The sequence below is a fragment of the Leptotrichia sp. genome (assembly GCF_057270615.1).
On record NZ_DBHIXN010000029.1, the window covers coordinates 15,622 to 28,121 of the forward strand.

Sequence of the window (12,500 nt, forward strand, 5' to 3'; positions counted from 1 at the left end):
TAAATCCTTTATTGTAAAAATTAAAATTTAATTTCTGGAGTTTTTTCTGCTTTATCTGTTATTTCGAGAAATTTTGACTTTTTAAACCCCAAAATTTTTCCAATAAAATTATTTGGAAAAGTTTCTACGAAAGTATTTCTATCTCTAGCTGTTCCATTATAGTACCTTCTCGATCTTTGGATTTCAGTTTCTATTTGCATCAATTGAGTCTGCAATTTCAAAAAATTTTCATTAGCCTTTAAATCTGGATAATTTTCCTGTAATATCATTATTGATTTTAATGTTTTTTCTGTCTCAGTCTCAATTTTTTTTATTTTTTCAATATTGTCAATATTTTTTTTATCAATTATTTCCATTTGGCTTCTAAGTTTAATGACATTTTCTAATGTTTCCTTTTCATGTAATGCATACCCTTTTACAACATTAATAAGACCAGGTATCAGATCCAGCCTTTTCTGTAAGCAAATACCTATCTCATGAAAACCTTCCTCATTCAAATTTTTCAGTTTAACATACCTGTTATAAATTATTGCTGCTATTATTGCCAATACTATCAAACTGCCTATGGCAATTAATAAAATATTCATAATTAATCTCCTGTTCTTTTATTTTTAGTTATTAAATTATATCATTTAAAAAAAAATCTTTCAATATGTCAGAATATTAATATTATTTCTAAGAAATTCCTGTTTTAAATGAATTTATATTATTTTTTAGATAGCAAATTTATTATAAATTTTTATTCCATATCTATTAAAAAATTTGCCATTATTAGATAAATAGAGTATTGTCTTATTTCTTAATAAGATTTAATATTATAATTTATATAAAAAAATATTGAAATTTAATATTTGTTAATAAATTTTTTTCAAAAAACTTGAAAATGCCAAAAAATGTGGTACACTTAAAATATAAGATTACTCATTTTTAGTTTTTAGAAATTTTTTAAAAATATATTTTAATAGAAGGAGGTTTAAAATGGTAGGAATTATCGTTGCGAGTCACGGTGAATTTGCAGCTGGTATAAAACAGTCGGCTTCAATGATTCTGGGGGAAGCTGAATTACTTGAATCAGTTGTTTTCATGCCGAGTGAAGGACCAGATGACTTATATAAAAAAATTCAAGATGCCATTGCAAAACTAGGGACAGAAGAAGTTCTATTTTTAGTTGATTTATGGGGGGGAAGTCCATTTAATCAATCTAATCGTTTTTTTGAAGAGGTACCTGAAAAAAGAGCAATCGTTGCAGGACTTAATTTGCCAATGCTTCTTGCAGCGTTGTCAGAAAGAGAAGATTATGACACAGCTCACGAAGTAGCAAAAGCGATTGTTCCAGAAGGAAAGGATCAAGTTAGGGTACGTCCTGAAGATTTACAGCCAAAAGAAGGATCTTCAAAAGCCACAGCACAAAATGATATGCCAAAAGGTGCAATTCCAGAAGGAACAGTAATTGGAGATGGAAAAATAAAATTTGTCTTGGCACGTATTGACACACGTTTATTACATGGACAAGTTGCAACAAGCTGGACAAAGGCGACTAATCCAAACAGAATAATCGTTGTATCAGATTCGGTTTCAAAAGATGAATTACGTAAAAAATTAATTGAACAGGCAGCACCTCCAGGTGTACGTGCACATGTTATTCCACTTGACAAATTAGTGGAAGTTTCAAAAGATCCAAGATTTGGAAATACAAAAGCGTTATTGCTATTTGAAAATCCTCAAGATGCACTTTATGTAATTGAAAAAGGTGTAGATATTAAAGAATTAAATATAGGATCAATGGCTCATTCTGTTGGAAAAGTTATGGTTAATAATGTTCTTTCAATGGATCAAAATGACGTTGAAACTTACAAAAAACTTAGGGATTTAGGTGTACAATTTGATGTTAGAAAAGTTGCTGCTGATAAAAGAGCAGATTTATTCAAATTAATTTCAGAAAAAGCAAACGAAGGATTAAAACTTTAATTTTAGGAGGATGTTATGGATTTTAATATTTTAGCAATTATTTTAATATTAATTATCGCATTTTTGGCAGGAATGGAAGGTATCCTTGACCAATTCCAATTCCATCAGCCAATTATTGCATGTTCATTGATTGGTCTTGCAACAGGACACATGAAAGAATGTATTATGTTAGGTGGAGCATTACAGTTAATGGCTTTGGGTTGGGCAAATGTAGGGGCAGCAGTTGCACCAGATGCTGCACTTGCTTCAGTAGCTTCAGCAATTATTTTCGTTAAAGCAGGAAAATTTGATGCTGCAGGTCAAAATGTAGCAATTGGTACAGCAATTGCACTTGCTACAGCTGGTTTAGTTCTGACTATGGTTGTTCGTACTTTATCAGTAGTTATTGTTCACCAAGCTGACAGAGAAGCTGAAAAAGGTAATTTTAAAGGAGTAGAGTTCTGGCATATGGTAGCACTTATTTGTCAAGGATTGCGTATCGCTATTCCTGCTTTACTATTATTATTTATACCTTCTCATATTATTCAACACGCTCTTAATTCATTACCAAAATGGTTTACTGATGGAATGACTATTGGTGGTGGATTTGTAGTTGCAGTAGGGTATGCAATGGTTATTAACCTTATGGCAAACAAGGAAGTATGGCCTTTCTTCTTCTTAGGATTTGCAATTGCACCGTTAAATGAGCTTACACTAATTGCCACAGGAATTATAGGTGTATGTGCAGCTATTATTTACTTAAATGTTACAAGTAATGGTGGCGGTGGTAACAATGGCGGAGGAAATGGAGGTTCATCAGCTTCAGGAGATCCGCTAGGTGACATTTTAAATGACTATTAAATCTAAGGAGGAATAAGAAATGGCAGAAGACAAAATAAAATCATCAAATGATAAAATAAAACTATCAAAAGCTGATCGTCGTAGCGTAATGATTCGTTCTCAATTTTTACAAGGTTCTTGGAATTATGAACGTATGCAAAATGGTGGTTGGGCTTACTCATTAATTCCAGCATTGAAAAAATTGTATCCGAAAAAAGAAGATGCAGCAGCAGCTTTAAAAAGACATATGGAATTTTTTAACACTCATCCATACATTGCAGCACCTATTTTAGGAGTTACTTTGGCGTTAGAAGAAGAAAGAGCTAACGGAGCAGCAATTGATGATGCAGCAATTCAAGGGGTTAAAGTAGGAATGATGGGACCATTAGCAGGTATCGGAGATCCAGTATTCTGGTTTACAGTACGTCCAATTTTAGGAGCAATCGCAGCATCACTTGCTACAAGTGGTTCAGTAATTGCACCACTATTCTTTTTCATTATATGGAATATAATCAGAATTGCTTTCTTGTGGTACACTCAAGAATTTGGTTACCAAAAAGGTTCAGAAATTACAAAGGATTTATCAGGTGGATTGTTGCAAACAATAACTAAAGGTGCTTCTATTTTAGGTATGTTTATTATGGGTATCTTGGTTCAACGTTGGATTACAATTAAATTTCCAAGAGTTATATCGAAAGTTCCATTATCTGATGGGGCTTATATAAAATTTCCAAATGGATCAGTAACTGGTGCTCAGTTACAAAAGATTCTTGAAGATTTTGGAAAAAAATTATCACTTTCAAATACACAAGTAACAACTTTGCAAGATAATTTAGATAAATTAGTACCAGGATTGGCAGCATTGTTATTGACTTTCCTATGTATGTGGCTACTAAAGAAAAAGGTCAGCCCAATCTTAATTATCTTTGGATTATTCCTAGTTGGAATTGTAGGACACGTAATTGGAATATTCTAAAAATACAAATTGTCAAAAATTTGATTTTATATAATTAAAAGTTTATGTATAAGAAAAAGTTGGAACTAGAATCCAACTTTTTTATAATTATAGTAAAAATTAAAAATAAAGAAATGAGGAAGTAAAATTGGCTATTTCAATGAATACAAAAGTATTATTTACAACAAAGGCAAATTCTTTATCGGGAATGATTGGAAACAAAAATGGTGATATATTAGTAGGTGATAAGGCTTTTGAATTTTATAATTTAAGAAATCCTGAAGACTGTATTCAGATTCCGTGGAATGAAATTGTAAGAGTAAGGGCACAGCTATTTTTTAAGGACAAGTATATTCGTGGATTTTTTATAGATACCAGAAATGCTGGATCTTATAATTTTGTTGTGAAAAATGCTGGAAAGACATTAAAGACAATGAGAGATTTTTTAGGGAATGAAAAAATTGTCAGAAATAAACCTGTATTATCTTTGAAGAAAGTGTTTGAGTGGTTTAAAAAAAAATAAAACTAAAATTTTGAGAGATTTTACTACGTGTAATTTCTCTTTTTTTGCTATAATATAGTAAAAATGATTTAATACCAAACTCAAAATCTAAGTTTATATAATTTTTAATAGCTTAATTTTAAATGAGTTTGAGTATATAATTGAAAGACAAATTTAGATAAAAGGAAATACTTATAAAAAAAATGGGGATTAAGTGATAAAATATATTGGATAATACTGTATAAATTATTTTATTATATAAAAAATAGGCGATGGTAAAAGTGAAAACTATAAAAATTGGAATGGAATAATGGTAATAATATTTATAGCAGTAGCAAATTTTTTCTATTCTTAGAAAAGGAGAATTAGGAAATGAAAATGTAGAATGTTTTATTAATTAGTTTTTATAGACTTTTATAAATATAGCTTATAAAAAAATATAAAGGAGATAGATTTTATGAAAAAGAATTTTAAATTTTTATTTATTTTTTGTGTTTTTTTAATTTCTTTTAACGTTTTTTCTGATGGTATGGTTTTTGCAAAGAAAGTGCCAGTCGAAGTATTGCCTGAAACTGTGGAAAATGATATGAGAAATGGTACAATGGGATATCTTTCAAATCAACAATGTTTTGTATCAACATACAGATCTTTTTACAAAAATTCTGAACTTGATCATGTAAATCTTTATGCAACTTGTATTGATACGTATGCAAATCGTAAAATTGAATGGGATAATCCAAAAATTCCAAAAGGAACCGAAACAAAAACTATACATATTTTGGGAGAAAATGCTTCGCAAAAAATAATAAACGAAATGAAAAAAGGAAAAAATGCTTTTCTTATAAGAAAACTTTATTACTATAAATCATCAGATAAAAATTATAAAAAAGGCGAATATTATTATTCCGATTAATGTTTTTGATAAAAGAAAGGGTGTCATTAGCATAGTTCTGCACTTTGTATAGTTTTAAAATATTTTTATGTACTGTAAAAAAAGTTTTCTGATATTTAAACAGTTTTGTATATATGCTCGAACCCATTTAAAATTGAACTATTAAAAATTATATAAACTTAGATTTTGAGTTTGGTTTTAAATCAATTTTACTGTAAAAATATTTAAATAAATGGAATTTTGTATAAAATTTTAGGAACTATAAGGAGAAATAAGTATAAATTAAAAGCAAAACATTCCCTTAAAATTTTGATTCTATCAGTTAGATAAATGATTTTCAAAAATATTTATAAAATTTATGGAAAAAACTTTTTAAAAATGATACAATATTTTACAAAGAAAAGAAATATAATTTTAATATTTAAGAGGTATTTGTTATGGAAAAATTAGAAAATAGCAATATAAACAAAAAAAATAAAGTAGAAAAGGTTAGAATTGTAAAAAGTGGATATGGAAATGAAGATTTGTTAAAGGATTTTTATAATTATTTGAAAGAAAAGGGGATTGAGGAAGTTTTTGGAGTGGAACAAGCTGATCTTATAATTTCTCTTGGAGGAGATGGGACAATGCTTATTGCAGCAAAAGAGGCTATTAGAGGAAATATTCCTGTACTTGCAATAAATATGGGATCTCTTGGGTATCTTGCTGAAGTTAAGCCACAAGATGCAGTAAAAATGATGCAAGATTATGAAAATGGCAATTACAAGTCGGAAGAAAGATCATTTCTTGAAGTAAAGTATGAAGATAATATTTTTTATGGATTAAATGAACTTGTAATTACAAAAGGTGGACATGAAGCTCATCTGATACAGGTTGAAGTTTATTCAAATGATGTTTTTGTAAATAAATACAGGGCAGACGGAATAATAGTTGCAACTCCTACAGGTTCTACTGCTTACTCACTTTCAGCTGGTGGTTCAATTGTTCATCCTGGATTAAATGCTTTGACAATTACGCCGCTTGCTCCACAAAGTCTGACAGCTCGTCCAATAATTGTAAATGGTTGTGAAGTGCTTAGTTTTAAGGCAACTTCCAGAGATGATGCAGTTCATTTGAATATTGATGGGAATCAATGGTTTCAAATTCAAAAAGGAGATTTAGTATCTGCAAGAATATCAGACAAGAAAGTTAAAATAATAAAACCTGTAAATAGTGATTATTACAGTATTTTACGACAAAAATTAAAATGGGGAGATTCTGTTTTATAGTAAAAATGATTTAAAACCAGACTTAAAAATTATGACTATTTTATTCAAACTCTAAATTTACATGATTTTTAATAGTTCAATTTTGAGTGGGTTCGAGTATATAATTAAGAATATATTATTTTTGCTTTTTTATTAGACTAATTCGTAAATTATATATATTTTAAGATTATGAAAAAACAGATGTTTATGAAACAATGGGATCTTAGCCTATTGTCAAAATAAAATAGTGAAAGGGAAAAAATGCTAAGGGAATTAAGATTAAATAATTTAGCGATAATAAAAAATTTGGATTTGGAATTTAATGAAAAATTTATTGCAATGACTGGAGAAACAGGAGCAGGGAAATCAATTATTCTAAATGGAATATCGTTATTAATTGGCGAAAGAAGTCATACGGATATGATTAGAAATGGTGCACAAAGCCTTTTTGCAGAAGGGGTTTTTGAACTGAATGAAAATCAGAAAAAAAGGCTAAATGAACTTGGATTTGAGATAGAAGATGATGAACTGATTATAACACGGTATTTTGATAGAAATGCAAAGTCAAAAATTACAGTAAATGGTTCGAGAATGACTTTATCAAGATTAAAAGAACTTATGGTTAATATTATTGATTTAGTTGGACAGCACGAACATCAATTTCTTTTAAATAATGAATATCATCTGCATCTTTTAGATAGATTTTTGGATGATGAAGGAAAGATGCTTTCCAAAAAGATACGTGAAAATGTAAATCAAATAAAAAAATTAAATTTAAAAATAAAAAATATTGAAGACGAAAAATCAAGAATTGCAGAAAAAAAAGACATTCTGGAATTTCAATTTAATGAAATTAATAGTCTTGAATTGAGAGAAAATGAAGATAATGAACTGGAAGAAGAATACAAAATATTATTTAATGCAGGAAAAATTAGTGAAAAACTAGAAGAGACATCACAATTTCTAAAAGAAGGGGAATTTTCAATTTTAACAGCACTTGGAAAGGCTAAAAGAAATTTAGAACAGCTTTCAGATTTATCAGAATCGTATAGTGAGCTTTATGAAAAAATTGAATCTGTCTTGTATGAAGTGGAAGAAATATCGTATTCTGTGGATAATTTTGTTGGAGATGTTGAAATTGATGATAAAAAGCTGGAAAAAATTGTTGAAAGAATAGATGCTATAAACAAGTTAAAACTAAAATACGGATCAACAATCAAAGAAATACTTGAACACAAGGACAAAATTGCAAAAGATTTATCATTAGTTAATTTTGAAAGCAAGGAGCTTGAAAATCTAAAGGCTGAGAAAAATGAGCTTGTAAACCAGTATTTTCAAGATAGCGAAAGGCTTAGTGAAATTCGTTCTAAAATTTCAGAAAATCTTCAAAACACAGTTGATATTCAACTAAATGATTTAAATATGGAAAATGCTAAATTTAAAGTAGAAATTACAAAAACTCAGGAAATAGCAGCGTATGGAATAGATAATGTAGAATTTATGATTGCAACAAATGTGGGAGAGACATTTAAGCCACTTGCTAAAATAGCTTCAGGGGGAGAGATTTCACGTATAATGTTGGCTTTAAAAACTGTATTTTCAGCAGTTGACAATATTTCTGTGTTAATTTTTGATGAGATTGATACTGGGATTTCAGGTGAAACTGTGAAAAGAGTGGCAGAAAAATTAAGAGAACTTTCGCGAAATACTCAAATTATATGTGTAACACATTCTCCACAAATTGCAGGTAAAGCACAGCAACAGTTTTTTATAAAAAAAGAAATAGAAAATAACTTTACAGAAACAAAAGTTCATGAGCTGGATACGGAAGAAAGAATACGGGAAATTGCAAGAATTATTTCAGGAGATAATATTACAGAAGCATCTATTAATCATGCTAAGGAGATAATGGGACTATGGGACAAGAAAGTGCTGGTATAGATAATTCTGAAAAAAACTTTGAAAAACAAAGCAAAAAAATAAAAAAAGAAATATCTTGTGTAAATAAAACGCAGATTAGAAAATTTCTTGATTTCTTAGAATATGAAAAAGGTAGTTCCAAAAATACAGTTAATGGGTATAATCGGGATTTGATGCAATTTTTTTTGTTTGCTGAAAAAAATTTTGATGAAATTGAAAAAGAGAATGTCATTGGATATATTGAATATATAAATGAAAAGTTAAAAAAAAATTCGGTATTAAGAAAAATTTCGGCAATAAAGGCATTTTATAAGTTTTGCTATTTGAGCAAAATAGTAAAAAAAGATCCAACAGAAATGGTAAAATCTTTAAATCGTGAATATAAACTACCTGAAATATTAACACTGGAAGAAATAAAAAAAATTATTAATAATTGTCCAAATACACCCGAAGGGATACAAAATCGACTTATTATCAAATTTTTACTTGTAACAGGTGCTAAAATATCGAAAATTTTAAATTTGGAAATAAAAGATGTAGAAAGTCAGGAATATGAATTTATAAAGGTACTTGGAGAAGATTCAAAATATCGAATAATGCCAGTTTATGACAGCTTTGAAAAAGAAATAAAAAATTATTTAGCTGATTATAGGCCAAAATTAAAAAATGCAAATGACAGCTTTAAAATTTTTCCAAATACACGAAGGGAAAAATTTTGGAAGGATTTAAAAAATATTGCAAAGGATGCAGGAATTGAAAAAAATGTGTATCCGCATATTTTTAGATATTCACTTGCTGCAATTTTGCTTGAAAATGATGCCGATGTACGTATAATTCAAGAAATACTAGGACATTCCAACATTATAACAGCAAAAGTTTGCACACATGTAGAAAAATCCAAGTTAAAAATGATATATAATAACATAAAGCTGGGAGATGATTAAAGAAATGAAAGAAAAAAGTGAATTAAAAAAACAAAGAGATGAAAAATTAAAAGTATTGATGATTACAATTATAGCATATTTTATATTTTTTATATTAACAAAAGTGGAAATAATAACAGAATATTTAGGAATCATTATGCTAATCCTATTATATATGTATGCTAATTATAATTTAATAAATATTTTTTTTAATAGTAAAAGAACAACTTTTAAAGTGTATGCTTTTCTCATGCTTGAAGTTCTCTATTTATTTACAGTAAAAGTTTCATTATTAGGTGCATTTGCATATATTGTATTGTTTTCGCTCTTGATTTTTTCAATAAGAAAAGATGAAGGAAGGGAAGAGATTCCTAAAATAACAAAATTCGTAAATATATTTTTAATATTTAAAGTTATTTTTGTTTTATCAATGTTAATTTTTTAATTTTTCAAGAATTATTAAAAATAATTAAAATTTGAAAAAATAGTTGAGAAATATATAAAAAAGTAGTATAATGACAAAATATAGTATACTCAAGCCATTTAAAAAACAGAATAAAAAAATTGAGCATAGTTAGGGTTTGGGTGAGATAGTTATAAATTTTAAGAATGATTCTAAAATAATATTGCTATTATTGAATAGAATGATTTAAATGAATTGGAGAAATAAAAATGGGAATTAACAGCATTAGTAGAAATAGTGGGACAGACGTTATGAAATGTTTGGAAGATGTCACAGATAGAGCAGTTAATGCACAAGTTGAAAAAAATTTATTTCTTGGGGAATATAAAGAAAGAATTATAAAAGCCCTTACTTTTGAGGAAATAAAGGAAAAAGGGATTTATTATGAAATAGAAGAGGCTTTGGAAAGTAAAGATGTAGCAAAGATGGTTATTTCACGTCATACTGATTTTGAAGATATAAAAAAGTACATCGAGATAGCTAAAAAGAAAAAAATACCGTATAAAATGATAGATAATCTAGCATACTCTGGAAAAGTTGCACTTGTTGTTGTAGCAAAGGATGCGATTGTACATGAAGCTGGAGATGAAATTGTTATAACTTCAAAATTAGAAATGTGTCATTTAAAACATTTGCCAGATATATATTATGAAGCTATGGAAAGTTCAATTTGTGATTTTCATTTGAATATAATAAGAAAAGAAATGCCTGAATATGCCAAAAATTATAAGGAATTAACTTTTATGGATAAATTATTTGGCTCAAAATGTCCAATATGTCAAAAATTAGGAGGAAAAAAACGTGGTTGATGGATTTAGAATAAAAGGAAAAACTCCATTAAATGGAGTAATAAAAGTGAGCGGAGCTAAAAATGCCGCACTTCCAATAATCATAGCGACGCTTGTTGCAAAAGGAGAATATATTTTAAAAAATGTTCCAAATTTGAGAGATATTAGAGTAACAATGAGATTGCTTGAAGATTTGGGAATGGAAACAGAAAAACTAGATGATAATACCTACAAAATAATAAATAATGGATTCAAAAGAACAGAAGCAAGTTATGAAATTGTAAAACAAATGAGAGCTTCGTTTCTTGTAATGGGACCAATGATTGCAAATTTAGATGAAGCGGTTGTATCACTTCCTGGAGGATGTGCGATCGGTTCAAGACCTGTTGACTTGCATTTGAAAGGATTTGAGTTGTTAGGAGCAGAGATCACAAGAGTTCATGGATATGTGCATGCAAAATCGGATAAATTAAGAGGTGCAGAAATTCCTTTAGGTTTTCCAAGTGTAGGGGCTACACAAAATATTATGATGGCAGCAGTAAAGACACCTGGAAAAACTGTTATTTCAAATGCAGCAAGAGAACCTGAAATTGTTGATTTAGGGAATTTCTTGAATAAAATGGGAGCAAAAATTACAGGACTTGGAACACCGAATATTGAAATTGAAGGAGTTGAAGAACTTCATGCTGTGGAATATTCAATTATGCCAGATAGAATTGAAGCTGGAACTTATGTAATTGCTTCATTAGTTACAGAAGGAAATTTAAAAATACAAAATGCAAGACTTGAAGATCTTGGAGTATTTAAATCGGAACTAGAAGCGATGGGAGTAAAATTTAAGCAAGATGGAGAGCTTTTGAGTGTAATAGGAAAAGCAAGAGATCTAAAACCGTCAAAAATAAAGACATTGCCACATCCAGGGTTTCCAACAGATATGCAGCCTCAAATGATGCTGCTTCAAGCACTTGTAAATGGTGGAAGTTCAATGGAAGAAACAGTATTTGAAAATAGATTTATGCATGTGCCTGAATTTAACAGAATGGGAGCAGATATTACAATAAGACATGGAGTAGCCTTTATAAACGGAGGATTGCCTTTGACAGGTGCAGAAGTAATGTCATCGGATTTAAGAGCTGGAGCAGCGTTAGTGCTTGCAGGACTTGCAGCAGATGGTGTGACTGTTGTAAACAGAGTTTATCATATTGACAGAGGATATGACAGGCTGGAATTAAAATTAAATACTGTTGGTGCTCAGATTGAGAGAATTAAATTGGATATTTAGTGAGTTTGTGAGTATTTTTAAAAAAGTAAAAGACCTTTTTTGAACTGTATCTAAAATCTTGACAATAAACAAGATAGGAGGTGCAGTTTTTTTTGAATAAACTGATAAAAATAAAATTAAATAATAAGAAAAATATTGAATTTATACAATAAAAAAGGTATAATTTTATTATCAAAGAGTAACAAAAGGAGATGGCAAACATGGAAAGAATAATAGATGTCGCTCAATATATTTTTAGTGAATATAAAAGAGTAGCAGGAGAGATTATTGATGAAATGAAATTACAAAAATTATTGTATTTTTCTCAAAGAGAAACATTTGCTATTTTGAATAAGCCTCTTTTTACTGAAGTATTTGAAGGATGGAAGTATGGACCTGTTTCAAGGGAAGTTAGAGCTGTTTTTACTGAAGATGGAATAAATGCAGATATAGAAGAAATAAAAAGTGAAAGTAAGTACATAATAAATAATATAATTCATGAGTATGGAGCTTTAGCTTCGTGGAAATTAAGTGCATTGACACATAGAGAAATTTCTTGGATTAATTCACGTAAAGGATTGAAAAAAGAAGAGAATGGAAGAGTGAAAATAAAAAATGAAGATATCCAAGAAGATGCAAAAAAAGTAAGACCTTACGATTATGTGTGGGATATGTACTATGATGAATTTGAAGACTATGAAGCGGTGATTTAACAAAAAGATAGCAAGAAGTCGTAGGCTTTCTATAAGTGGGAGATGAATT

Annotated in this window: 13 protein-coding genes; 12 read left to right on the forward strand and 1 reads right to left on the reverse strand. The window is 28.9% G+C overall.

Annotation, left to right across the window (positions count from 1 at the left end; genetic code table 11):
* Positions 1-20: 20 nt before the first annotated feature.
* Positions 21-587: a LemA family protein gene (locus ACO409_RS06595; protein WP_485555967.1), complete on the reverse strand. Its 567-nt coding sequence runs from the start codon at positions 585-587 to the stop codon at positions 21-23.
* 391 nt (positions 588-978) lie between these two features.
* On the opposite strand from ACO409_RS06595, the gene ACO409_RS06600 reads away from it, so the two are divergent.
* The 12 genes from ACO409_RS06600 to ACO409_RS06655 all read left to right on the forward strand — a co-directional run bounded on the left by ACO409_RS06600 (position 979) and on the right by ACO409_RS06655 (position 12,451).
* Positions 979-1,968, forward strand: a complete 990-nt coding sequence (locus ACO409_RS06600) for a PTS sugar transporter subunit IIB (protein WP_485555969.1) — start codon at positions 979-981, stop codon at positions 1,966-1,968.
* 15 nt (positions 1,969-1,983) lie between these two features.
* The gene (locus ACO409_RS06605; RefSeq protein ID WP_485555971.1) at positions 1,984-2,808 is read left to right on the forward strand and encodes a PTS mannose/fructose/sorbose transporter subunit IIC; all 825 of its coding nucleotides are present in this window, start codon (positions 1,984-1,986) and stop codon (positions 2,806-2,808) included.
* A 19-nt stretch (positions 2,809-2,827) separates the two neighbouring features.
* Complete coding sequence (locus ACO409_RS06610) at positions 2,828-3,763, forward strand: PTS system mannose/fructose/sorbose family transporter subunit IID (RefSeq protein WP_485555973.1); 936 nt, start codon at positions 2,828-2,830, stop codon at positions 3,761-3,763.
* Positions 3,764-3,890: 127 nt separating this feature from the next.
* Positions 3,891-4,265: a DUF956 family protein gene (locus tag ACO409_RS06615; RefSeq protein WP_485555975.1), complete on the forward strand. Its 375-nt coding sequence runs from the start codon at positions 3,891-3,893 to the stop codon at positions 4,263-4,265.
* Between the two features lie 436 nt (positions 4,266-4,701).
* Positions 4,702-5,157 carry a hypothetical protein gene (locus ACO409_RS06620; protein ID WP_485555977.1) on the forward strand — a complete coding sequence of 152 codons (456 nt, stop codon included), beginning with the start codon at positions 4,702-4,704 and terminating at the stop codon, positions 5,155-5,157.
* 416 nt (positions 5,158-5,573) lie between these two features.
* On the forward strand, positions 5,574-6,404 hold the full coding sequence (locus ACO409_RS06625) for an NAD(+)/NADH kinase (RefSeq protein ID WP_485555979.1): 831 nt from the start codon (positions 5,574-5,576) through the stop codon (positions 6,402-6,404).
* Positions 6,405-6,644: 240 nt separating this feature from the next.
* Positions 6,645-8,324, forward strand: coding sequence for a DNA repair protein RecN (gene recN / locus ACO409_RS06630; RefSeq protein WP_485555981.1), 1,680 nt, complete (start codon positions 6,645-6,647; stop codon positions 8,322-8,324).
* Positions 8,300-9,247 (forward strand): tyrosine-type recombinase/integrase, encoded by a 948-nt coding sequence (locus ACO409_RS06635; RefSeq protein WP_485555983.1) that lies wholly within the window; start codon positions 8,300-8,302, stop codon positions 9,245-9,247. Before recN ends, ACO409_RS06635 begins: the two co-directional genes overlap by 25 nt.
* Positions 9,248-9,251: 4 nt before the next feature.
* Positions 9,252-9,671 carry a phospholipid phosphatase gene (locus tag ACO409_RS06640; protein WP_485555985.1) on the forward strand — a complete coding sequence of 140 codons (420 nt, stop codon included), beginning with the start codon at positions 9,252-9,254 and terminating at the stop codon, positions 9,669-9,671.
* Positions 9,672-9,898: 227 nt separating this feature from the next.
* Positions 9,899-10,498 (forward strand): DUF1694 domain-containing protein, encoded by a 600-nt coding sequence (locus ACO409_RS06645; protein WP_485555987.1) that lies wholly within the window; start codon positions 9,899-9,901, stop codon positions 10,496-10,498.
* Positions 10,491-11,759, forward strand: coding sequence for a UDP-N-acetylglucosamine 1-carboxyvinyltransferase (gene murA / locus ACO409_RS06650; protein WP_485555989.1), 1,269 nt, complete (start codon positions 10,491-10,493; stop codon positions 11,757-11,759). Before ACO409_RS06645 ends, murA begins: the two co-directional genes overlap by 8 nt.
* 200 nt (positions 11,760-11,959) lie before the next feature.
* Positions 11,960-12,451 (forward strand): Panacea domain-containing protein, encoded by a 492-nt coding sequence (locus ACO409_RS06655; protein WP_485555990.1) that lies wholly within the window; start codon positions 11,960-11,962, stop codon positions 12,449-12,451.
* The last annotated feature ends 49 nt before the right edge of the window (positions 12,452-12,500 follow it).

What these genes read in the sequence shown, in the direction of transcription:
- ACO409_RS06605 (WP_485555971.1), top strand. Translation starts at nt 1,984, where the DNA reads ATGGATTTTAATATTTTAGCAATTATTTTAATATTAATTATCGCATTT.
- ACO409_RS06610 (WP_485555973.1), top strand. Translation starts at nt 2,828, where the DNA reads ATGGCAGAAGACAAAATAAAATCATCAAATGATAAAATAAAACTATCA.
- recN (WP_485555981.1), top strand. Translation starts at nt 6,645, where the DNA reads ATGCTAAGGGAATTAAGATTAAATAATTTAGCGATAATAAAAAATTTG.
- ACO409_RS06635 (WP_485555983.1), top strand. Translation starts at nt 8,300, where the DNA reads ATGGGACAAGAAAGTGCTGGTATAGATAATTCTGAAAAAAACTTTGAA.
- ACO409_RS06645 (WP_485555987.1), top strand. Translation starts at nt 9,899, where the DNA reads ATGGGAATTAACAGCATTAGTAGAAATAGTGGGACAGACGTTATGAAA.
- ACO409_RS06640 (WP_485555985.1), top strand. Translation starts at nt 9,252, where the DNA reads ATGAAAGAAAAAAGTGAATTAAAAAAACAAAGAGATGAAAAATTAAAA.
- ACO409_RS06600 (WP_485555969.1), top strand. Translation starts at nt 979, where the DNA reads ATGGTAGGAATTATCGTTGCGAGTCACGGTGAATTTGCAGCTGGTATA.
- ACO409_RS06625 (WP_485555979.1), top strand. Translation starts at nt 5,574, where the DNA reads ATGGAAAAATTAGAAAATAGCAATATAAACAAAAAAAATAAAGTAGAA.
- ACO409_RS06595 (WP_485555967.1), bottom strand. Translation starts at nt 587, where the DNA reads ATGAATATTTTATTAATTGCCATAGGCAGTTTGATAGTATTGGCAATA.
- ACO409_RS06620 (WP_485555977.1), top strand. Translation starts at nt 4,702, where the DNA reads ATGAAAAAGAATTTTAAATTTTTATTTATTTTTTGTGTTTTTTTAATT.
- ACO409_RS06655 (WP_485555990.1), top strand. Translation starts at nt 11,960, where the DNA reads ATGGAAAGAATAATAGATGTCGCTCAATATATTTTTAGTGAATATAAA.